Annotated in this window: 17 protein-coding genes; 11 read left to right on the top strand and 6 right to left on the bottom strand. The window is 65.4% G+C overall.

All coding sequences use genetic code 11. The features are described from left to right. Nucleotides 1-43: 43 nt before the first annotated feature. The 5 genes from CKW46_RS21405 to CKW46_RS21385 all read left to right on the top strand — a co-directional run bounded on the left by CKW46_RS21405 (nucleotide 44) and on the right by CKW46_RS21385 (nucleotide 7,353). Nucleotides 44-2,236 carry an adenylate/guanylate cyclase domain-containing protein gene (locus CKW46_RS21405; RefSeq protein ID WP_240274676.1) on the top strand — a complete coding sequence of 731 codons (2,193 nt, stop codon included), beginning with the start codon at nucleotides 44-46 and terminating at the stop codon, nucleotides 2,234-2,236. Next, nucleotides 2,233-3,627: a mechanosensitive ion channel domain-containing protein gene (locus CKW46_RS21400; protein WP_482052367.1), complete on the top strand. Its 1,395-nt coding sequence runs from the start codon at nucleotides 2,233-2,235 to the stop codon at nucleotides 3,625-3,627. The genes CKW46_RS21405 and CKW46_RS21400 overlap by 4 nt, the downstream gene beginning before the upstream one ends. Nucleotides 3,628-3,719: 92 nt before the next feature. Continuing rightward, a complete protein-coding gene (locus CKW46_RS21395) occupies nucleotides 3,720-4,991 on the top strand; it encodes a glutamate-5-semialdehyde dehydrogenase (RefSeq protein ID WP_482052366.1) in 1,272 nt (423 codons plus the stop codon). A gap of 33 nt (nucleotides 4,992-5,024) precedes the next feature. Next, the gene (locus CKW46_RS21390) at nucleotides 5,025-5,900 is read left to right on the top strand and encodes an AAA family ATPase (RefSeq protein WP_011741427.1); all 876 of its coding nucleotides are present in this window, start codon (nucleotides 5,025-5,027) and stop codon (nucleotides 5,898-5,900) included. Nucleotides 5,901-5,913: 13 nt separating this feature from the next. Beyond that, on the top strand, nucleotides 5,914-7,353 hold the full coding sequence (locus tag CKW46_RS21385) for a vWA domain-containing protein (RefSeq protein ID WP_482052365.1): 1,440 nt from the start codon (nucleotides 5,914-5,916) through the stop codon (nucleotides 7,351-7,353). Between the two features lie 10 nt (nucleotides 7,354-7,363). Here CKW46_RS21385 and CKW46_RS21380 read toward each other — a convergent pair whose 3' ends face one another. Further along, nucleotides 7,364-8,401: a class I SAM-dependent methyltransferase gene (locus CKW46_RS21380; protein ID WP_482052364.1), complete on the bottom strand. Its 1,038-nt coding sequence runs from the start codon at nucleotides 8,399-8,401 to the stop codon at nucleotides 7,364-7,366. A 235-nt stretch (nucleotides 8,402-8,636) separates the two neighbouring features. On the opposite strand from CKW46_RS21380, the gene nadD reads away from it, so the two are divergent. Genes nadD through CKW46_RS21355 form a run of 5 tightly spaced genes read left to right on the top strand, consistent with a single transcriptional unit; the run spans nucleotide 8,637 to nucleotide 11,935 of the window. Next, entirely contained in the window at nucleotides 8,637-9,284 is a 648-nt protein-coding gene (gene nadD / locus CKW46_RS21375) for a nicotinate-nucleotide adenylyltransferase (protein ID WP_015356524.1), read from the top strand. Then, complete coding sequence (rsfS, locus tag CKW46_RS21370; protein WP_012395357.1) at nucleotides 9,281-9,670, top strand: ribosome silencing factor; 390 nt, start codon at nucleotides 9,281-9,283, stop codon at nucleotides 9,668-9,670. Before nadD ends, rsfS begins: the two co-directional genes overlap by 4 nt. Next, a complete protein-coding gene (gpgP, locus tag CKW46_RS21365) occupies nucleotides 9,667-10,341 on the top strand; it encodes a glucosyl-3-phosphoglycerate phosphatase (RefSeq protein ID WP_015356523.1) in 675 nt (224 codons plus the stop codon). Before rsfS ends, gpgP begins: the two co-directional genes overlap by 4 nt. Next, on the top strand, nucleotides 10,331-11,086 hold the full coding sequence (gene octT, locus CKW46_RS21360) for a diglucosylglycerate octanoyltransferase (protein ID WP_012395355.1): 756 nt from the start codon (nucleotides 10,331-10,333) through the stop codon (nucleotides 11,084-11,086). Before gpgP ends, octT begins: the two co-directional genes overlap by 11 nt. A 3-nt stretch (nucleotides 11,087-11,089) precedes the next feature. Next, a complete protein-coding gene (locus CKW46_RS21355) occupies nucleotides 11,090-11,935 on the top strand; it encodes a DegV family protein (protein WP_015356522.1) in 846 nt (281 codons plus the stop codon). Nucleotides 11,936-11,970: 35 nt separating this feature from the next. Here CKW46_RS21355 and CKW46_RS21350 read toward each other — a convergent pair whose 3' ends face one another. The 4 genes from CKW46_RS21350 to CKW46_RS21335 all read right to left on the bottom strand — a co-directional run bounded on the left by CKW46_RS21350 (nucleotide 11,971) and on the right by CKW46_RS21335 (nucleotide 17,459). Then, nucleotides 11,971-14,892: an MMPL/RND family transporter gene (locus CKW46_RS21350; protein WP_117435689.1), complete on the bottom strand. Its 2,922-nt coding sequence runs from the start codon at nucleotides 14,890-14,892 to the stop codon at nucleotides 11,971-11,973. Further along, nucleotides 14,889-15,278 (bottom strand): MmpS family transport accessory protein, encoded by a 390-nt coding sequence (locus CKW46_RS21345; protein WP_020725966.1) that lies wholly within the window; start codon nucleotides 15,276-15,278, stop codon nucleotides 14,889-14,891. The genes CKW46_RS21350 and CKW46_RS21345 overlap by 4 nt, the downstream gene beginning before the upstream one ends. Before the next feature lie 352 nt (nucleotides 15,279-15,630). Continuing rightward, nucleotides 15,631-16,407 carry a hypothetical protein gene (locus CKW46_RS21340; RefSeq protein WP_012395351.1) on the bottom strand — a complete coding sequence of 259 codons (777 nt, stop codon included), beginning with the start codon at nucleotides 16,405-16,407 and terminating at the stop codon, nucleotides 15,631-15,633. Nucleotides 16,408-16,409: 2 nt separating this feature from the next. After that, nucleotides 16,410-17,459, bottom strand: coding sequence for an NAD(P)H-dependent amine dehydrogenase family protein (locus CKW46_RS21335; RefSeq protein WP_012395350.1), 1,050 nt, complete (start codon nucleotides 17,457-17,459; stop codon nucleotides 16,410-16,412). Nucleotides 17,460-17,651: 192 nt separating this feature from the next. Here CKW46_RS21335 and CKW46_RS21330 point away from each other — a divergent pair, with 192 nt between their 5' ends. Further along, entirely contained in the window at nucleotides 17,652-18,782 is a 1,131-nt protein-coding gene (locus tag CKW46_RS21330) for an enhanced intracellular survival protein Eis (RefSeq protein WP_499019318.1), read from the top strand. A gap of 222 nt (nucleotides 18,783-19,004) precedes the next feature. On the opposite strand, the gene CKW46_RS21325 is transcribed toward CKW46_RS21330, so the two are convergent. Next, complete coding sequence (locus CKW46_RS21325) at nucleotides 19,005-20,105, bottom strand: pyridine nucleotide-disulfide oxidoreductase (RefSeq protein ID WP_117435694.1); 1,101 nt, start codon at nucleotides 20,103-20,105, stop codon at nucleotides 19,005-19,007. Nucleotides 20,106-20,121: the final 16 nt, after the last annotated feature.

Genomic DNA, 20,121 nt, shown 5'->3' with positions numbered 1-20,121 from the left:
GCGGGATCTGCCGGTCCCGCGGCCATAGGCGAAAGGAAGCCGGGTGACATCGGGGCAGCCAACGGAACCCGTCACAGCAGCCGCGTCCGGTCAGACCGGCAGAACCGACAGTCGAGGTCGTCGGTTGCTGCGATTTCTCCGGGTCGGCATCCAGGCCAAGTTGTTGGTGACGCTGCTGATCTGCAGCATCCTTTCGGTCGCGGTGGTCGGGGTCATCGGCTACGTCAGCGGCCGCAACGCGTTGCAGCGCGTTGCCGTTGAGCGACTACTCCAGCTGCGGGAGGCCCAGAAGCGGCAGGTCGAGGCACTCTTCTCCGAGTTGACCAAGTCGGTGATGGTGTACAGCAACGGGATGAGCGCCAACGAAGCCACCGCGGCGTTCACCGACGGCTTCGCGCAATTGGCCAACGCGACCGTCGACCCGGTCCAGCAGCAGGCGATCGTCGACTACTACGTCAACGAGCTGATCAAGCCGATCGACCAGGCGACCGGACACGAACTCGATCTCGAGGCGGTGCTGCCGGCATCGCCCGCGCAGACGTACCTGCAGGCGTACTACACCGCACCGTTCAGTTCGTCGAGTGAGTCGATGCGCTTCAACAACGCCGGTGATGGCAGCGCATGGTCGGCGGCCAACGCCCGTTTCAACGACTTTTTCCGCGGCATCGTCACCCGATTCCAGTACCGCGACGCGTTGCTGCTCGACCTGCAAGGCAACGTCGTCTACTCGGTCAACAAGGGACCCGATCTGGGGACCAACCTCTTTACCGGCCCGTATCGCGAGACCAACCTGCGTACCGCGTATCAAAAGGCGCTGGCGTCCAATGAGATCGACTTCGTGTGGATCACAGACTTCCAGCGCTATCAGCCCGAAGTTGACGCCCCCACCGCGTGGCTGGTGTCGCCGGTCGGGGTGGACGGCAAGCTGCAGGGAGTGATGGCCCTGGCGTTGCCGCCCACCAACTTGAACCAGATCATGAACGCCAACGAGAAGTGGGAAGCCGTTGGCATGGGTCGATCGACCGAAACGTATCTGGCGGGCTCGGACAACCTGATGCGTTCGGACTCACGGCTTTTCCTGGAAAGCCCGGACGAATACCGCCGCGAGGCGCTGGCCGGCGGTACCCGAGAAGACGTCGTGAACAAGGCGATCCGGTTGGGGACCACGGTGCTGGTCCAACCGGTGCCCAGCGCGGGCTTGCGCGCTGCCCTGCGTGGACAGTCCGGCATCACCAAGGACACCGACTATCTGGGCAATCGAGAGTTGGAGGCCTACGCCCCACTGGACGTGCCCAATTCCGATCTGCGGTGGGCGATTCTGGCGACTCGAGACGACTGGGATGCCTACGAGCGATTGTCGTCGTTCGGCCGGACGGTGGTGTTGGCGGTCGCGGGCATCACCCTATTCATCTGCGTGGTGTCCATGGTGCTGGCCAAGCTGCTGGTGCGCCCGATCCGTCGGCTGGAGGCGGGCACCGAGAAGATCCGCTCCGGCGACTACGAGGTCACCGTGCCGGTCAAGTCGCGCGACGAACTTGGTGATCTCACTGCGGCTTTCAACGAGATGAGCAGCAATTTGAAAGTCAAGGATCAGCTGCTCACCGAGCAACGCAGCCAAAACGAGCAGCTGCTGCTCGCACTGATGCCAGAACCGGTGGTGCAGCGCTACCGAGCGGGCGGCGAGGTCATCGCCGAAGAGCATCAGGATGTCACGGTCATCTTCGCCGAGCTCATCGGGCTCGAAGAGATCTCCGACGGGCTCTCTGGTGACGAATTGGTCGGTATCGTCGACGAGCTGTTCCGACAGTTCGATTCGGCGGCCCAATCCCTGGGCGTGGAACCGATTCGCACATTTCACAATGGCTACCTCGCCGCCTGCGGCGCCACCACGCCGCGACTGGACAACGTGCACCGGGGCATCGAGTTTGCCCTCGAGATCGAGCTCATCGTGAACAGGTTCGCCAACCAGTCACAGCATCCGCTGCGGGTGCGGGTCGGGGTCACCACCGGCAGAGTCGTCAGTGGTCTGGTGGGCCGATCGAACCTGGCCTACGACATGTGGGGCGGCGCGGTGCAGATGGCCTACCGAATGCTCGGCCACCTGTCGGATCCGGGCATCTACGTCAGCGCCCGGGTGCACGACGCGATGCGCGAAATATGGACGTTCACACCGGCCGGCGCCATCTCGGTCCGGGGATCACAGCAGCAGATCTGGCAAGTGTCGGAGCGGCGATGAGCGTGTTCGGCTCGGCTTGGTTCTACTGGGCCGTCGGAATCGCGGCGGCTCTGCCCGTGCTGGTCGTGATTCTCACCGAAGTCCAGCGGCTGTTGCGCCGCAGGCAAAGCGCGCTGGCCCGCCAAGTCGGCCTGCTGCGCAACTATGTGCTGCCGCTGGGCGCGCTGTTGCTGCTGCTGGTCAATGCGACGGGAGTGCCGGCCCACGACACCGCGGTGCGGCTGCTGGCCACCGTATTCGGCTTCCTGGTCTTGGTCCTGCTGTTGTCCGGGCTCAATGCCGCGGTCTTCTCCGGGGCCCCGCAGGGTTCGTGGCGCCGACGGCTACCGGTCATCTTCGTCGACGTCGCACGGTTCGTACTGATCGGCGCCGGACTGGCGGTGATCCTCTCGTTCGTCTGGGGCGTTCGAATCGGCGGCCTGTTCACCGCGCTGGGGGTGACATCGGTCATCATCGGTCTGATGTTGCAGAACTCCGTCAGCCAGATCGTCTCCGGCCTGTTCATGCTGTTCGAGCAACCGTTCCAGATCGACGCCTGGCTCGATACGACCACCACGCGGGGACGAATCGTCGAGGTGAACTGGCGTGCAGTGCACATCGAGACCGGCAGCGGACTGCGAATCACCCCGAACTCGGTACTGGCCAGCACACCGTTCACCAACCTGAGCCGCCCGGCCGGCACCTACCAGTTGGCGATACCGACCAAGTTTTCCGACGCGGACGCCCCCGATCGGGTGTGCGCGCTGCTGTCCCGGGTTGCCGCCGCGCTGCCGCAGCTCGACGGCGGGTTCCTAGTTACCACCGAGCCGGTCGGCGGCACCGAATACTGCACCACCATCGGGCTGCGGTCGCCGGCCGAGGAGAGTGCCGCGCGCGCAACATTTCTGCGCTGGATTTGGTACGCCGCGCGGCGGGAGGGGCTGCACCTCAACGGGGCCGATGACGATTTCTCGACCACCGAACGCGTCCAGCACGCGCTCAAGACGGTGGTGGCACCGGTGATGAGGCTCAGCGATACCGACCAGCAGGCGTTGTTGTCCAGCGCCAGGATCATTCGGTTCGCGGCCGGCGACACCATGGAGTACGCCGGACAGGTGCCGGCCGGGATGACGTTCTTGATCACCGGACGCGTGCGGCTGACCGCGACGGCCGAAGACGGGTCGGTCGTGCCGGTCACCACGTTGCATGAAGGCGGATTCCTGGGGCTCACGGCGTTGACCCGCCAACCCAACCTGGCCGGCGCACATGCGCTCGACGAGGTCACCGCGCTCGAGGTCGACCGCGAGCACCTCGAACATCTGGTGATGCGTGAACCACTGCTGCTGCAGGATTTTGGTCACATCCTCGAGGAGCGGCAAAGCAAGGTGCGACGGGTGGGCGGCCTCAATTAGCCCCCCGAGCCGCCCGGCCGGCCCCGCGCGGCCGGGCGGCCACCCGAACGGGCCGTCTTACTCGTCCGGCTAACGCCCGTTACCCTGGGGTAATGACTCTGCAAGCAGCACCCAGGAGTGCAGCGGCCCAGCAGCGCGAGCCGGACTTGCGCCAAGAGGTGCATGACGCCGCGCGCCGGGCGCGGGTCGCCGCTCGACTGTTGGCCGTGGTGCCGACCGGGGTCAAAGACCGCGCGCTGCATGCGGCCGCCGATGCGATATTGGCCCACGTCGACCGGATTCTGTCGGCCAACGCCGAAGACCTCGACGCGGCACGGGCTGCCGATACCCCCGCCGCGATGCTCGACCGGCTGGCCCTCAACCCGCAACGGGTCGATGGGATCGCCGCGGGCCTGCGTCAGGTCGCGGGCCTGCCCGACCCGGTTGGCGAAGTGCTGCGCGGCTACACCTTGCCCAACGGTCTGCAGCTGCGCCAGCAGCGTGTCCCGCTCGGGGTGGTCGGCATGATCTACGAGGGGCGTCCGAACGTCACCGTGGATGCTTTCGGACTCACCCTCAAGTCGGGTAACGCGGCATTGCTGCGCGGCAGTTCGTCGGCGGCGCGGTCCAACGAAGCCCTGGTCAACGTGTTGCGGTCGGCCCTCGACAGCGAGCAGCTGCCCGCCGACGCGGTCCAGCTGCTCTCCAGCGCCGACCGGTCCACGGTCACCCATCTCATCCAGGCCCGCGGCCTGGTCGACGTGGCGATTCCGCGTGGCGGTGCGGGTCTGATCGACGCGGTGGGGCGTGATGCGCAGGTTCCCACCATCGAGACCGGCGTGGGCAACTGCCATGTCTACGTGCATGAAGCCGCCGACCTCGACGTCGCCGAACGAATCCTGCTCAACTCCAAGACCCGCCGACCCAGCGTCTGTAACGCGGCCGAGACGCTGTTGGTCGACGCGGCGATCGCCGAGCATGCCATGCCCCGGCTGATTGGCGCTCTGCAGGACGCCGGTGTCACCGTGCATCTCGATGCGGATGAGCAGGACCTGCGTCGTGAATACCTGGCGATGGAGATCGCGGTGGCGGTGGTGGACGGTGTGGACGGTGCCATCGCCCACATCAACGAGTACGGCACCGGTCACACCGAGGCCATCGTGACCACTAACCTTGCTGCGGCCCAACGGTTTACCGAGCGGATTGATGCCGCTGCGGTGATGGTCAACGCATCGACGGCCTTCACCGACGGTGAGCAGTTCGGCTTCGGCGCCGAGATCGGTATCTCGACTCAGAAGCTGCACGCCCGCGGTCCGATGGGCCTGCCGGAACTGACCTCGACCAAGTGGATCGTGTGGGGTGAGGGTCACACGCGTCCGGCCTGACGGCCCCCGTTAGGACCTGTAAGGAGAACCATTGTGAGCGTGCCAGCACGGTCCGTACCGCTGTTCGCCGACATCGCCGATGTCTCACGCAGGTTGGCGCAGACCGGCTATCTGCCGGACACCGCCACCGCGACCGCGGTCTTTCTCGCCGACCGGCTCGGCAAGCCGCTGCTGGTAGAAGGCCCCGCCGGGGTGGGCAAGACCGAACTGGCCCGCGCCGTCGCGCAAGCCACCGGCTCCGGGCTGGTCCGGCTGCAGTGCTACGAGGGCGTGGACGAGGCCCGCGCGTTGTACGAGTGGAACCACGCCAAACAGATCCTGCGCATCCAGTCCGGCTCGGGTGACTGGGAGGCGACAAAGGATGACGTCTTCAGCGAGGAATTCTTGCTGCAGCGCCCGCTGCTGACCGCTATTCGGCGCACCGAACCGACGGTGCTGCTGATCGATGAAACCGACAAGGCCGACATCGAGATTGAAGGCCTGCTGCTGGAGGTGCTGTCCGACTTTGCGGTCACCGTCCCCGAGCTGGGCACGCTGACCGCAACCCGGGCGCCGTTCGTGCTGCTGACCTCCAACGCCACCCGAGAGCTGTCCGAGGCGCTCAAGCGGCGCTGCCTATTCCTGCACATCGACTTCCCGACTCCCGAAATGGAACGCCGCATTCTGTTGTCGCGGGTTCCCGAGCTGCCCGAGCACATCGCGGAGGAGCTGGTGCGCATCATCGGGGTCCTGCGCGGGATGCAGCTCAAGAAGCTGCCGTCGATTGCCGAGACCATCGACTGGGGCCGCACCGTGCTGGCGCTGGGGCTGGACACCATCGACGATGCGGTCGTTGCTGCCACCCTCGGTGTGGTGCTCAAACATCAGTCCGATCAGCAACGTGCAACCGGGGAACTCCGGTTGAACTGAGGGGATTGCGCTGATGGCCACTCGCCGTATCCGACCTAGCTACCCGCTCGCCCCGCACGGGTTGCCCGGCCATCTGGTTGGTTTCGTGGAAGCGCTTCGCGGCAGCGGAATTTCGGTGGGCCCCTCGGAGACGGTGGACGCCGGCCGAGTGATGGCGGCCCTTGGGTTCGAGGATCGTGAGGTGCTACGCGAGGGCATCGCTTGCGCGGTGCTGCGCCGGCCCGACCACCGCGACACCTACGATGCCATGTTCGACCTGTGGTTCCCGGCCGCCCTGGGCGCGCGGGCGGTCATCACCGAGGAGCAAGCCGGGCAGTCCGAGGGCTTGCCGCCCGACGACGTCGAGGCGATGCGGCAGATGCTGCTGGATTTGCTCACCGACAACCCGGATCTGGCCGACATGGACCAGCGGCTGGTGGGGATGATCGCGCGGATCGTGGAGACCTACGGCAAGTACAACTCCAGCCGGGGGCCGTCGTTCTCGTCGTATCAGGCGCTCAAGGCGATGGCGCTGGACGAACTCGAGGGCAAGCTGTTGGCCGGCCTGCTTGCCCCCTATGGTGACGAGCTCACCCCCACCCAAGAGCAGATCGCTAAAGCGATTGCAGCGCAGAGGGTTTCTCAGCTCCGCAAGATGGTCGACGCGGAGACCAAGCGGCGCACCGCCGAGCAGCTCGGGCGTGACCACGTCCAGATGTACGGCATTCCGCAGCTTTCCGAAAATGTCGAGTTCCTGCGAGCCTCCGGTGAGCAACTGCGTCAGATGCGCCGGGTGGTTGCCCCACTGGCGCGCACGCTGGCGACCCGGTTGGCGGCTCGGCGGCGCCGCGCTCGGGCGGGTTCCATCGATCTGCGCAAGACGCTGCGCAAATCGATGTCCACCGGTGGGGTGCCGATCGACGTGGTGTTGCGCAAGCCGCGCCCGGCGCGCCCGGAACTGGTTGTGCTGTGCGACGTCTCCGGTTCGGTGGCGGGGTTCAGTCACTTCACGTTGCTGTTGGTACATGCGCTACGCCAACAGTTTTCGTGGGTGCGGGTCTTTGCGTTCATCGACACCACCGACGAAGTGACGCACATGTTCGGGCCGGATGCTGACTTGGCTGTGGCGATCCAGCGGATCACCAGGGAGGCCGGGGTTTACAGCCGAGACGGCCATTCCGACTACGGCAACGCGTTTGTCTCTTTCATGCAGGGTTTCCCCAACGTGCTGTCCCCCCGCAGCTCGCTTCTGGTGCTCGGTGACGGTCGCACCAACTACCGGAATCCGGCCACCGACGTGCTGGCCGACATGGTGACCGCGAGTAGGCACGCGCACTGGCTCAACCCCGAGCCCCAACACCTGTGGGGCAGCGGAGACTCGGCGGTGCCGCGCTATCAGGAGGTCATCGCGATGCACGAATGCAGATCGGCAAAGCAGCTGGCCACCGTGATCGACGAACTACTGCCGGTGTGACCGGGGCACTTCAGTGCGTCTTGCGAAAGACCAGCCAGCGCAGCTCGATCGGGCTCATCTCGCGGGCCACCGGAAACAGGTCGAGGCCGCTGACCCAGTCGGCGTACCAGCTGGTGGGAGGCCAGGCGTCGGCCGGCAGATGCGCCTTCTCGTAGTCGTACACGGAGTCGTCGGCGATGAGTTCGACGGGTAGTCCGGCCGCCGCAACCGATAGCTCGTGCCGGGTGAAAATGGTCGTGTAGGCCTGTTGGCCGAACTCGCGCGCCGCCTGGTCCGGCGTGTAGCCGCCGCAGGCCAGGAAGGCGTTGAAGACCAAGCGCGCACCGGGAGCAAGGCATTGCGCGGCTAGTTCGAAGAGCTCGCGCAACTGCTGGGTGGTCCGAAAGTCCGACACCACCTCCGAGAGCACGATCAGCTGATAATCGCGCCGCAGGTCCGCAATGGTCGTGAAGACGTCGCGCACGATGACGCGTACGTCGAGGCCCTCCTTCTCGGCGTCGGCCCGGATCATCTCGGCGAATTTCGGCGTCAGTTCCACGACGTCGACCGGATGCCCCCGTCGCGCCAGGGCAAGGGCATTGCGCCCGGTCCCCGCACCGATCTCGAGCACCCGATGCGTGCTGGGATCGGCCGCCTCGTTAGCCAGCGCCCACACCCGAGCGTCGGGTTCGGTACCGAACAGCGGGGCCTTGCGGGTGTCGATCCAGTTTTCGTAGGCGGCCTCCACGGTCCACCAGCGCGCATTGACCTCGTAGTTCAGCGTGGGGCCGACGGGCGCGTTGAACGAGATGATGATGCTGGAACGGGGCGAGGCCGAGTAGGCCTGAGCCAACTGGCCTTCGAGCACCGAACGCAGATGGGCAAGCTCCTCCTCGGAGAACTTTCGTCCCACATCGGCGAACATGCCATCGCACATCTTCACGTACTCGTCGATCATGGCCGGCACCGCCGGCAGCGTGATCTTGCCGGTGACCTCCGATCGGCTATAAAACCGCCGGGTCATCGAAACTTTCAGCGACTGCTGGGAGTCCACGGAGCCCAGCGGCATGTTTTCCACAGACCCCTTTTACCTGACCGGGCGGCTCGATGCGGCGCCATTGCTCAAAGGCTCATGATTCGCAAAACGCGAAGCGGCTCCCGCAGGTCCGGGCTGGGCCAGGCGGACCAGCGGCCCAGTGCCTGTCGTTTGCCCCGTCCGGGCCGGTTCCCGCACGATCTGAGCGGCGCCGTGCGCTCAAGTAAGCTGGCAAACCGTGCAAAAGCACCGTCGCAGGCTAGGTGTCATGGGTGGGACTTTCGATCCCATCCATTACGGTCACCTGGTCGCCGCCAGTGAGGTAGCCGACCGCTACGAACTCGACGAGGTCGTGTTCGTGCCCAGCGGACAGCCGTGGCAGAAGGGACGGCGTGTTTCGCCTGCCGAAGACCGCTATCTGATGACGGTCATCGCGACGGCTTCCAACCCCCGCTTTTCGGTCAGCCGGGTCGACATCGACCGGGGCGGTCCTACCTACACCACGGACACGCTGCGGGATCTGCATGCCCTCAACCCGGCTGCGGAGCTGTACTTCATCACCGGCGCCGACGCCCTGGCCTCGATCATGTCCTGGCAGGGCTGGGAGCAGATGTTTGAGTCGGCGCGGTTTGTCGGAGTGAGTCGGCCGGGCTACGAACTGCGCCACGACCATGTCACCGCCGCGCTGGACGGGCTCGCCGAGGACGCCTTGTCCCTGGTGGAGATCCCGGCGCTGGCGATCTCATCGACGGATTGCCGTCGGCGCGCCGCGCATGGTCGCCCCCTGTGGTACCTGATGCCCGACGGCGTCGTGCAGTATGTCTCAAAGCGCAGGCTCTACCGCACGCCACCGGACTCGGGGGGCGGGGAGACCCTGGACACCACGACCATTCTGCCCGCGGGGAACAACACATGAGCGCTACTCAGGAAGCCATCGACATGGCGACGGTGGCTGCCGGCGCCGCGTCGGCCAAACTGGCCGACGACGTGCTGGTCATCGACGTGTCCGGCCAGCTGGTCATCACCGACTGCTTCGTGATTGCTTCGGCGTCCAACGAGCGCCAGGTCAACGCCATCGTCGACGAGGTCGAGGAGAAGATGCGCCGAGCCGGCTATAAGTTGGCGCGCCGCGAGGGGGCCCGCGAGGGCCGCTGGACGTTGTTGGACTATCGCGACATCGTGGTCCACGTCCAGCATCAGGATGACCGCAGTTTTTACGCACTCGACCGGTTGTGGGCCGACTGCCCGGTGGTGGCGGTGGACTTGGCGGAGGGCTCCGATGACCCGGCGGAGGCGCCATGACCGTGCGCCGGCTGGTGATGCTGCGGCATGGGCAGACCGACTACAACCTGGGTAGCCGGATGCAGGGGCAACTGGACACCGATCTAAGCGACCTGGGCCGCGCCCAGGCCGTGGCCGCCGCAGAGGTGCTGGGCAAACTGCAGCCGCTGCTGATCGTCTCGTCGGATCTGCGGCGCGCGTACGACACCGCAACCAGGCTGGGGGAGCGCACCGGCCAGCAGGTGCGGGTGGACCCCCGGCTGCGTGAGACCCACTTCGGTGATTGGCAGGGATTGACCCACACCCAGATTGACGCCGAGGCGCCAGGCGCCCGGCTGGCATGGCGCGAAAATGCCGAGTGGGCTCCGCACGGCGGGGAAAGCAGAATCGACGTGGCCGCGCGCAGCGTGCCGTTGGTCACCGAGCTGGTCTCCGCCGAGCCGGAATGGGGTGGCCCCACCCAGGCGGACCGCCCGGTGGTGCTCGTCGCACATGGCGGTCTGATCGCCGCGTTGTCGGCCGCGCTGCTGAGGCTGCCGGTTTCCAATTGGCCCGCGTTGGGGGGCATGGGCAACGCCAGCTGGGTGCAGCTGTCCGGCCATTCCGACGCTGCCGGCAGCGATTTCGACGCGATCCGGTGGCGTCTGGACGTGTGGAACGCTTCGGCGCAGGTCGCCAACGATGTCCTCTGAGCGCGGGGCAAGCCCCAGCCAACGGCCCCTGCTGCTGGTTTTCGCCGACTCGCTGTCCTACTACGGTCCGACCGGCGGACTGCCCGCCGACGATCCCCGCATCTGGCCGAATATCGTTGCAGCACAACTGGGGTGGGATCTGGAACTGATCGGGCGGATCGGCTGGACATGCCGCGACGTCTGGTGGGCGGCCACCCAGGATCCGCGGTCGTGGGCGGCGCTACCCCGAGCCGGCGCGGTGATCTTTGCCACCAGCGGGATGGACTCACTGCCCTCGGTGTTGCCGACGGCGCTGCGCGAGCTCATTCGCTATGTGCGTCCACCGTGGTTGCGACGGTGGGTGCGCGATGGGTACGCCTGGGTGCAGCCACGGCTGTCACCGGTGGCTCGCTCGGCCCTGCCGGCGGATCTGAGCGCTGAATACCTCGAACAGACGCGTAGCGCAATCGATTTCAACCGCCCGGGCATTCCCGTTGTGGCGTCCCTACCGTCAGTGCACATCGCCGAGACCTACGGCAAGGCGCATCACGGCCGCCCCGGCACCGTGTCCGCGATAACACGATGGGCGCAGCGCCACGATGTCCCGCTGGTAGATCTCAAAGCCGCAGTTGCCGAAGAGATCATGAGCGGGCGCGGCAACCCGGACGGAATCCACTGGAACTTCGAGGCTCACCAGGGGGTCGCGGAGCTGATGCTCAAGGCGCTGGCCGAAGCCGGGGTGCCCAGCGAGAAGCCGCGCAGCTAAACCATGGCCGTTGTGGTGGTCACGGATACATCGGCGCGCCTGCCCGCCGATATCCGAGAACGGTGGGCGATACGCGAGGTCCCGCTGCATATCCTGCTCGACGGCGTCGACCTGCGTGACGGTGTGGATGAGGTCCCCGACGATATTCACAAGTGTCATGCCACCACTGCCGCGGCCACCCCGGCCGAGCTGCGTGCCGCCTATCGCGCAGCGCTGGCCGATAGTGCCGGTGATGGGGTAGTGGCGGTGCATATTTCGGCGGGACTGTCGGGAACCTACCGCGCCGCCAAACTGGCCGCGGCGGATCTGGGGCCCGAGGTGCGCGTCATCGACTCGAAGTCGGCCGCGATGGGAACCGGGTTCGTCGCGCTCGCGGCGGCACGGGCCGCTGCGGCCGGAGAAGATCTCGAATCCGTTGGGCGCGCTGCCGATGCCACCGTGAGCCGGACGCACGCGTTCGTCGTCGTCCACCGGCTGGACAACTTGCGCCGCAGCGGACGAATCGGCGGCGCCAAGGCATGGCTGGGCACCGCCTTGGCCCCCAAGCCGCTGTTGCGGGTTGAGGACGGAAAACTCGTGCTAGCCCAACGGGTTCGCACCGTCAAGCATGCAATGGCGGCGCTGGTCGACCGAGTATGTGAAGTGGTCGGGCGCGAACCGGCGCTCTTGGCCGTGCATCATGTCGCCAATGTGGAGGGCGCCAACAGCGTCGCGGTGGAACTGGGCCGCCGCCTTCCGGCATGTGAGCCGGCGCTGGTGACCCCACTGGGGCCGGTGCTGGCGTTGCACGTCGGCGCCGAAGCGGTCGCGGTTTGCGTGCAAGTCGGCGCTGCTTCGCTGCGGGGGTAGCCCAAACACCGAGTTGTTCGGACAGGGCGCGGTTTTCAGTGGGTTGGCGCCGCGACCCTGGGCCGGGCATTGTCGCCGCGCGGGTGCACAACCTGCGGCCACCAGAACCAGCGGCCCAGCAACGTCGCGATCGATGGCATCAGCAGGGTGCGCACGATCAGCGTGTCCAGCAGTAGGCCGATGCACACCGTGGACCCGAACTGTCCGAGCACCCGCAGATCGCTGCCCAGCATGGACGCCATGGTGAAGGCGAAAACCAGACCTGCGGCGGTCACCACCCCACCGGTTCCGGCCATGGACCGGATGATCCCGGTCTTGAGTCCGGCGTGGATTTCTTCGCGGAACCGCGAGACCAGCAACAGGTTGTAGTCCGAACCGACGGCCAGCAGGATGATGACCGACAGCGCGGTCACGATCCAGTGGATCTTGATGCCGAACAAATCCTGCCAAATGAGCACGGACAGACCGAATGACGCGGCGATCGAGCTGGCTGCGGTGTCGACGATCACCAGGGCGGCGACTACGCTTCGGGTGAGCAGCAACATGATCAAGAAGATCAGTGTCAGCGCAGATACCACCGCGATCATCAGGTCGTACTTTTCGCCGTCGGCCATGTCTTTGAAGGTGGCGGCGGTTCCGCCCAGATAGACCTTGGCATCCGAGAGCGACGATTGCTTCAGGCCCTCCTGCGCCGCTGTGCGTTCCGCGTCGACCCGCGAAATCCCCTCCGGGGTCATCGGATCGCCCTGGTGGGTAATGAAAAACCGGGCCGATTTTCCGTCCGGAGACAAGAACATCCGAAGCCCCGTCTGGAAGTCCGGGTTGTCGAAGGCTTCCGGGGGCAGGTAAAAGAAGTCATCGTTCTTGGAAGCGTCGAAACTCTGGCCCATGACGATAGCGGTGTTGCTGAGTTCGTCCATCTGGTCGAGCATCGCCGAGAACGTGGACTGCATGGTCAGCGTCAGCGCTTTGGTCGTCTTCATGGTGGCGATCATCGGCGGAATCAAAGTCAGCATCTGTGACGTGAGACCGGCCGTGTGCTGTATGTCTTCGGTGAGTTCGGAGAACTTCTCGGAAAGCTTGTCGATCCCGTCCAGAGAGTCGAACAGCGATCTGAACGACCAGCAGATCGGAACGTCGAAACAGTGTTTTTCCCAGTAGAAGTAGGACCGCATCGGTCGCCAGAAGTCATCGAACTCGGCGAGGTGGTCTCGCAGCTCGTCGGTGATGGTCGAGGTTTCGGCGGTGACGCGCGCCATGTCGGTCGTGGTGGTGTCGAGCTCGCGCATGACGGCGTACATGCGTTCTGTGGTGTCGATCAGGACCTGCATCTCGTCGGCCATCTTGGTCATGTCGGCCATCCGCTCTTTCAGGAAGGCCATGTTCTGCATCATCGTCTGGCTTTGCATGCTGTTCTGAAACGGTATGGAGCTGTGCTGGATCGGGATACCCAGCGGCCTGGTGATGTCCTGGATCATGGCGATGCCCACGGTGCGGATGACGTTCTTGGCCACTTTGTCCAGGACAAGCATGTCCGCCGGGTTTCGCATGTCGTGTTCGGCCTCGACCATCAACATGTCGGGGTTCATCCGGGCGTGCGAAAAGTGCCGGTCGGCAGCGGCCTCGCCGAGATTGGACGGCGCCGAGGCCGGTAGGTAGTAGCGGTCGTTGTAGCTGGTCTTGAAACCGGGCAGGGCGACCATGCCGACCAGAACGATCGCGCCGCTCAGCGCCAGAATCGTTGCGGGCCAACGTACCACCGCGGTGCCGACCCGCCGCCACAGCCGGCCTCTATTGGCGGCCCGCTTGGATTCGAATAGGTGGAATCGGCTGCCCACGAATACCACTGCGGGACCCAGTGTCAGCCCGGCCAACACGACGACCAACATCCCGATTGCCACGGGTGCGCCCATCGTGTTGAACCAGGGCAGCCGCGCGAAACTCAGGCAGTAGGTGGCACCGGCGATGGTCAGGCCGGATCCCAAGACCACCGGGGCCACCCCACGAAAGGTTGTGTAGTAGGCGTCTTCTCGGTCCTCGCCCGCTTGGCGCGCCTCTTGGTAGCGGCCGACCAGAAAGATCCCGTAGTCGGTCCCGGCGGCGATCGCCAGCATCGTCAGAATGTTCGCGGCAAACGTGGTGAGTCCGAATACGTTGTGGTAGCCCAATACCGCCACCACTCCCCGCGAGGAGGCCAACGCGATTCCGGTCATGAACAGCTGGATCACGGTGGTGACGATGGAGCGGTAGACCAGCAGCAACATCACCGCGATGGCGCCCAGGGTGAACATCGTGATCTTGGCCAAGCTGGCGTTGCCGATCAGGTGCATGTCGTCGCTGAGCGCGGCGGGCCCGGTGACATATGCCTTGACCCCGGCGGGTTCGTGCGTCCGGTTGATGACGTCACGCACGGCTTCGACCGATTCATTGGCCAGGGTCGTGCCCTGGTTTCCGGCCAGGTTCACCATCACGTAGGCGCTTTTTCCATCGGCGCTTTGGGCCCCCGCGGCGGTCAGCCGGTCGCCCCAGAAATCCTGGATGTGCTGTATGTGTTCGGGGTCCTGGCGCAGCTGGCGAATTAGGCTGTCGTAGTACTGGTGCGCATCATCGCCGAGCTTGTGCTGGCCCTCCAGGACGATCATGACCGTGCTGTTGGAGTCGAATTCCCGGAAGTTGTGTCCCAGCCGCATCATCGCCTTCATCGACGGTGCGTCCATCGGGGTCATCGGCGCGGAATGTTGTTCGCTGACCACCTCGAGCGACGGGACGACCACGTTGACCAGGACCGTCAGCAGCACCCAGCCCAGGATGATCGGCACGGCAAGGATCCGGATGGTGTGCGGAATGACCGGGCGGTGGCCGCGCTCGCGGTTGGGTGCGCCGCCGGTGGCCGCGCCGATTTCGATCGGGCCGGTGTCCTCGGTGCTGATACTGGCGCCGCTTTTGGACTCGCTCATGCCGATTTCACTAAGCAAAAGGTCTGCGGATTGACCCCGGCGGCCGACTTCTCTTCCCGCACCACACCATCCACGGTGATACGGCAGCCGATCTGACTACCGTCGCCTTGAGCCATAATGTTTGCGCTCACCGAGGGCAGCGTCGTCGAGATAGTGAACGACCACGGCAGGGGGGCCGCGTTTACCTGGTGTGTGTTGGCGTCGGCGTCCCAAAAGTTGATGTTGGCGGTGGATCCGGCGGGGCCGGAGATTTCATAGATGACGACCTTGGGGTTGAACTGCACGATGTCGATCCCGGCGCCGGCGTTGGCGTTGAGGTCCTCAGAACCGAATATCTTGTGCAGGCGTGACACCACCAAGCCCGAGATGGCCAGTACCACCACCATCAGCAAGGGGATCCACGCTCGTTTGAGCACGCTGGTAACAGGAATCTTAGGCACCCGACCGCCCCTCCGCTCGCCGATGCAGCTCGCCGTGGCCTGCTGGGCAAGCAAGCTTCCGGCGTAGGCAAGAAAATATTTGCTTGGCTAAGCAGTCTAACTCTTAGTGCACGACTTCGTTCCTCCGGGGGGCAGGCGCCGGCGGGCGGGGGTGATCGCATCGGATCGGCATGGCCGACCGCCACAATGGGCGCTTTTAAACTTGCTTGATCGACGCATCGAGGCGCCGCTCATCGGCAGTTATTGATCTGACTTTCGCCGGGGGACCGCTCTCGGCAGTGTTGTTCAGCCGTTCGAGTCACGTGCGCTGCGGGCGCGAATCGCTGTCCTGCGCCACCGGCAGGAACGCAAACAGCACCTGCCCGCCAAAGTAAAGAATCCAGTTCAGCGCATACAGGTCGAACCCAGGAACATTCGAGTCCTGGCCCGAGGGCAGCCAGGTGAAAAATAGGTACAGGTCTGAGACGGGGATGAGCAATCCGCCAATCAGTACCGATAGCGCCAGCAAGCTGAATCGGTCGGCCCAGAAATACCAGATGCTGAAACTGATCAGCGCCGTGTAGATGATCAGATTGAAGAGGAAGCTGCCCACCTCGAGGAAGTGATGGCCCTGCACCGAGTTCCGGATGTGCAGGACCCAAGTCGCCGTGTTGGCCGCCGCAACCACGGCGACGATAAGCCAGCGAGCCCGATATGCGAAGCCGCCGTACGAGCGCAGCCTGGGCGCGGCAAACTTGTACAGCACAATGGCATATAGGCCGTAGGCGATGCCGAAAAGAATCACCGCGGCCGACAGTTTGCGGCTGATCGGCTCGATGCCGGAGATCGCGCTATTGACCACATCTCCGACCGTGGCGAATGCCATCCCCACGATCAAAACCAGGGAATACTTCGCCACTTCTGGCGAAAGCTGTCGCTGATATGCGAGCCGCACCGCCAGGACGAAGAGCATCAGTCCGATATGCCACAGGTGGTAGAGGACCGTGGGTGGGCGGGAGATCCCGCCGGTCCACAAGACCTCCAAAGTGATGCTGATGGCAATGACACTGAGCAGGGCCCTGGCGTAGGCAGCCATTGTCAGAGGGCCGCCCGCCCGGTGATCGGCGGCAGATCGGCAAGCGTCACGATCCCCGGTTTGGCGGCCACCACCGCCGGAACCGCATTGGTGACCGGCATCGCGGTGTAGATCATGCCCAGGCCCATGAAACCGGGCTCCGTCCAGTCCTTCGGCGGCAGACAGTGCAGCACCGTGCGCATGTTGGGCAACCCGAACACCTGGATGACATGTCCGTGCTCGAGTGGCTTGGGCGGAACCACATGATTGCCCATCGTCCAGTTGAATCCGACGCTGACGACGTTGCGATCACCGACCCAGCCGCGGTGGTAGCCGTATACACTGCCGACAGTGCCCGCGGGGATCTTCATGAACCCCAAATCGGTGTCCGCGGTGGCCGCGGTGAAGGTGACGTCGAAGGTCATCTTGTCCAACGTTGCGCCGATCGCGTCGGCCATCATCGCCGCCGATTCGGCGAAGACCTCGCTTTCGACCCGCACGCTCTCGGCCAGGCCGGGGGTGTCGGGATGCTGGGAGAACCCCATCGCCGTCTGGGTGGCCGCCGATTCGTAGGTCGAGCAGTCGACGGATTCGGTGATCCGGATTTCGTCGACTCGCTCGCACGAGCCGCTGAGCACCATGCCGACCATGTTGGTCATCCCCGGATGTGCGCCGCTGCCGAAGATCGTCGCGCCGCCGCGTTCGCAGGCGGCCAGGATGCGTTCCCGGTCCCGCGGTGTCTGCTTGCCCCCGGTGATCCAGGCGGCGCTGGTGCACACATTCACGCCCGACTCGAGCAATCCCACCAGCTCATCGATGTTGGGCCACAACGGGTTATAGCAACACGCGTCGGCGCCCAGCGCGAGCAGCGCGCCGATGTCGCTGGTCGCCCGCACCCCGGTGGGGTCCGGCCAGCCCGCCAGCTCGGCGGCGTCGACACCAACCTTGTCCGGGCCGTGTGCGTACACCCCCACCAGTTCCAGGTCGGGTCGCCCGATGATGGCGTGCAGCGACCGCCGCCCGATATTTCCGGTGGTCCACTGGATAACCCGAAGCGGGCGTTCTGTGCTCATCGAAGGCTCCTTTGCCGTTGCGATTGGACCCATTATGTTCACCGAGCTTTGGTGGGCTCGGACTGCCTCCCGGGCGGAGCCGGTAAATGGGATGCGGGCCGGCGCCGCCGTGTGCCAGATTCGGAGCCCGTGACTGCAGTACTGCCCGCATCGGTGACGTTGACCACTCCGGCCGAGGACGACTGGGCCGGGATGTACCTTTTGGCCGTGGCAAGTTTCACTGATTTCATCGGTGCGGAGTCGGCCGACGCCTGGCGGGGGCTGATACCTGCCGATGGGGCGGTGGTGGCCCGTCACGGCCGTGATGTCGTCGGGATGGCGCTGTTCATTGATCTGCAGCTGACGGTGCCCGGCGGCAACGTGCTTTCCACCGCCGGCATGAGCTTTGTCGCCGTCGCGCCAACGCACCGCCGGCGCGGGCTGCTGCGCGCGATGTGCGGTGAACTGCACCGGCGGATGGCCGATTCCGGGTATGCCGTGGCTGCGCTCCATGCCAGCGAGGGCGGCATCTACGGCCGATTCGGCTACGGCCCGGCGACGATTCTGCAGGAGCTGACCGTCGACAGACGCTTCGCCCGACTGCATGCCGGGGTGCCCGACGGAGGGCCGGTCAGGTTAGTCAGCCCCGCGCGCCATCGCGCTGAGTTCGAAGCGATCTACGAGCGCTGGCGCCAACGCGTACCACGCGGCCTAGTGCGCCCGCCGGTGTTCTGGGACCAGCTGATGGCCGAATGCAAAGCCTCGCCCGGGGGCGAGCGCGAATCGTTTGCGCTGCTGCATGCCGACGGCTACGCGCTCTACCGGGCGGACAGATCCGACCCCAAGCTGACCCGCGTCGACGAGCTGCGCGCTGTGACCCCGGAAGCGCGGGCAGCCCTGTGGCGAACACTGCTCGGGCTGGACTCGATGGAGCGGGTCAGCATCGTCAGCCATCCGGCTGAGCCGATGCCGTTCCTGCTCACCAACACCCGACTGGCTCGCACGACCTGGCGGCAAGACGGCTTGTGGCTGCGCATCATGGACGTTGTGCCCGCCCTCGAGGCCCGCGCCTATTTCGGCGACCTCACCACGGTGATCGCCATCACCGGCGGTGGCCGGTTCGCGCTGCAGATCCGTGACGGACGCGCGGCCTGCACCCCGACCGACGCACCGGCGGATGTCGAGATGGATCGCGACGTGCTGGGCAGTCTCTACCTGGGTGCCCACCGCGCGTCCACACTGGCCGCGGCCAACCGGTTGCAGGCCAAAGATGTTGGCGTGATTGCCCGGCTCGATGCGGCGTTTTCCAGCGAGGTCCCCGCCGAGACGGCTTTCGAGTTCTAGGTTCCGCCGCGCTGCCCGGTGGCCGCGCGACATCGCCGCTGCCACCCACCGGACGCGGACCGTTGGGGTTGTGCACGGGCCCCGCCAGCGGCAACGTCTGGGGTCCTTTGGTGCTGCCGGCCCGCCCCGCGCCCGGTCGTCATAGCGGCATCCGGGTGCGGGGCGGGAGACGGCCTCGCCGCGGGCTGACCCCAGCTGGAGTTAGCCGTGTGCGCTGGCTCCCTAGGCGGTTGCGCCCGCGAGCAGCCCGACGCCGTCCGGGCAAAGAGCCGCCGCCTGGGCCGGCGATCCGCCGTACTGCAGCCACAGCGGCAGGACACTGTTGAGGCGTTGCATGAACTTGGCCATTCCCACCCGGTGCTCGCCGAATCCCAGCGGATCGGTCCGGTACTCGGGGAATGCAATGCCGATCCCGAACAGCCCGGGCGCGAGAATCCCGTTGGCGCCGTCGTGCTCCAGCAGTCCCCACTGCGGGGTCAGGGGAAGGTGCCTGCGTTCGAACCCGACGGTGTAGACGGCCTGGTCGCATTCGCGAAGCAGTCTGGCGAATTCCGGGCTGTCGACCAAACACCTGTGCAGCCGTTCGGGATGCCGTCCGTCGATGTTCTCCCGCGCCCACCGAGCCGCGTCGCCTTTGAGGCCGGTGTCGTCGAAGAGGGTCCAATCCTGGAAGGGGACAGCGTATCTGTGCGGGCTGCGGTAGAAGTTGATCACCTTGTGCACGGGATGCTCGAGCAGGTTCGGCAATGCGATCATCGTCGAGTGGGACGAGCCGAATACGGCAACGGTTGCCCCGTCCAGTTGTTGCTGCGCCAGCTTCTCAGGGTTGAGGGCAACTTCGACCGGTATCTCTTTCAGCTCGGGGTAGGTCAGCTTCTTGGGTGTCGAGCCGACCGCCAGAATCACGTTCTTGGAAGAGATTTCACCGTCGAGTGTGGTGATCTGCCAGTGTTGGTTGCGCAGTGAGAGCTCGGTTGCGGTGCTTTGAAATGCTGCCACCTTGGCCCGCAGGTGCTCGGTGACCCAACGCAGCGGCCCGGCGACTACGCCTAGTTGGCAGGTGTGCTGGGGGTCGATGTCGTGCAGGTCGAAATGCGGTGCCGCGGCGAAGCCGAACGCGGGTGAGGCGTTGAAGTAGTCCAGGAACAGCGATACTTGGGTGTTACTCGGGACGGCACCCCACTTTTCGCCCAGGTCTCCTGCCGCGAACTGCGGATCTATCCAAGCGATTTCATTGGGCCGCACGCCGTGGTCGAGCAGTCTGCCAACACTGGCGATCCCTGCGGGTCCGGCTCCGATGACGGTCCACGTGTAGTGAGTCATGTCTCCTCTTGAGGCT

This window comes from Mycobacterium liflandii (genome assembly GCF_022354805.1).
Taxonomy (GTDB): domain Bacteria; phylum Actinomycetota; class Actinomycetes; order Mycobacteriales; family Mycobacteriaceae; genus Mycobacterium; species Mycobacterium marinum.
Note: the sequence above shows the minus strand (reverse complement) of the source record. Positions and strands in the feature narration are given on the sequence as shown.

Bases quoted from the DNA above. Each gene is read 5' to 3' on its own strand.
- octT (WP_012395355.1), top strand. From the start codon at position 10,331: ATGTCCTCTGAGCGCGGGGCAAGCCCCAGCCAACGGCCCCTGCTGCTG.
- CKW46_RS21340 (WP_012395351.1), bottom strand. From the start codon at position 16,407: ATGGCTGCCTACGCCAGGGCCCTGCTCAGTGTCATTGCCATCAGCATC.
- CKW46_RS21395 (WP_482052366.1), top strand. From the start codon at position 3,720: ATGACTCTGCAAGCAGCACCCAGGAGTGCAGCGGCCCAGCAGCGCGAG.
- CKW46_RS21345 (WP_020725966.1), bottom strand. From the start codon at position 15,278: ATGGTGGTGGTACTGGCCATCTCGGGCTTGGTGGTGTCACGCCTGCAC.
- gpgP (WP_015356523.1), top strand. From the start codon at position 9,667: ATGACCGTGCGCCGGCTGGTGATGCTGCGGCATGGGCAGACCGACTAC.
- CKW46_RS21335 (WP_012395350.1), bottom strand. From the start codon at position 17,459: ATGAGCACAGAACGCCCGCTTCGGGTTATCCAGTGGACCACCGGAAAT.
- CKW46_RS21325 (WP_117435694.1), bottom strand. From the start codon at position 20,105: ATGACTCACTACACGTGGACCGTCATCGGAGCCGGACCCGCAGGGATC.
- CKW46_RS21400 (WP_482052367.1), top strand. From the start codon at position 2,233: ATGAGCGTGTTCGGCTCGGCTTGGTTCTACTGGGCCGTCGGAATCGCG.
- CKW46_RS21350 (WP_117435689.1), bottom strand. From the start codon at position 14,892: ATGAGCGAGTCCAAAAGCGGCGCCAGTATCAGCACCGAGGACACCGGC.
- rsfS (WP_012395357.1), top strand. From the start codon at position 9,281: ATGAGCGCTACTCAGGAAGCCATCGACATGGCGACGGTGGCTGCCGGC.
- nadD (WP_015356524.1), top strand. From the start codon at position 8,637: ATGGGTGGGACTTTCGATCCCATCCATTACGGTCACCTGGTCGCCGCC.
- CKW46_RS21385 (WP_482052365.1), top strand. From the start codon at position 5,914: ATGGCCACTCGCCGTATCCGACCTAGCTACCCGCTCGCCCCGCACGGG.
- CKW46_RS21330 (WP_499019318.1), top strand. From the start codon at position 17,652: ATGTACCTTTTGGCCGTGGCAAGTTTCACTGATTTCATCGGTGCGGAG.
- CKW46_RS21380 (WP_482052364.1), bottom strand. From the start codon at position 8,401: ATGCCGCTGGGCTCCGTGGACTCCCAGCAGTCGCTGAAAGTTTCGATG.
- CKW46_RS21355 (WP_015356522.1), top strand. From the start codon at position 11,090: ATGGCCGTTGTGGTGGTCACGGATACATCGGCGCGCCTGCCCGCCGAT.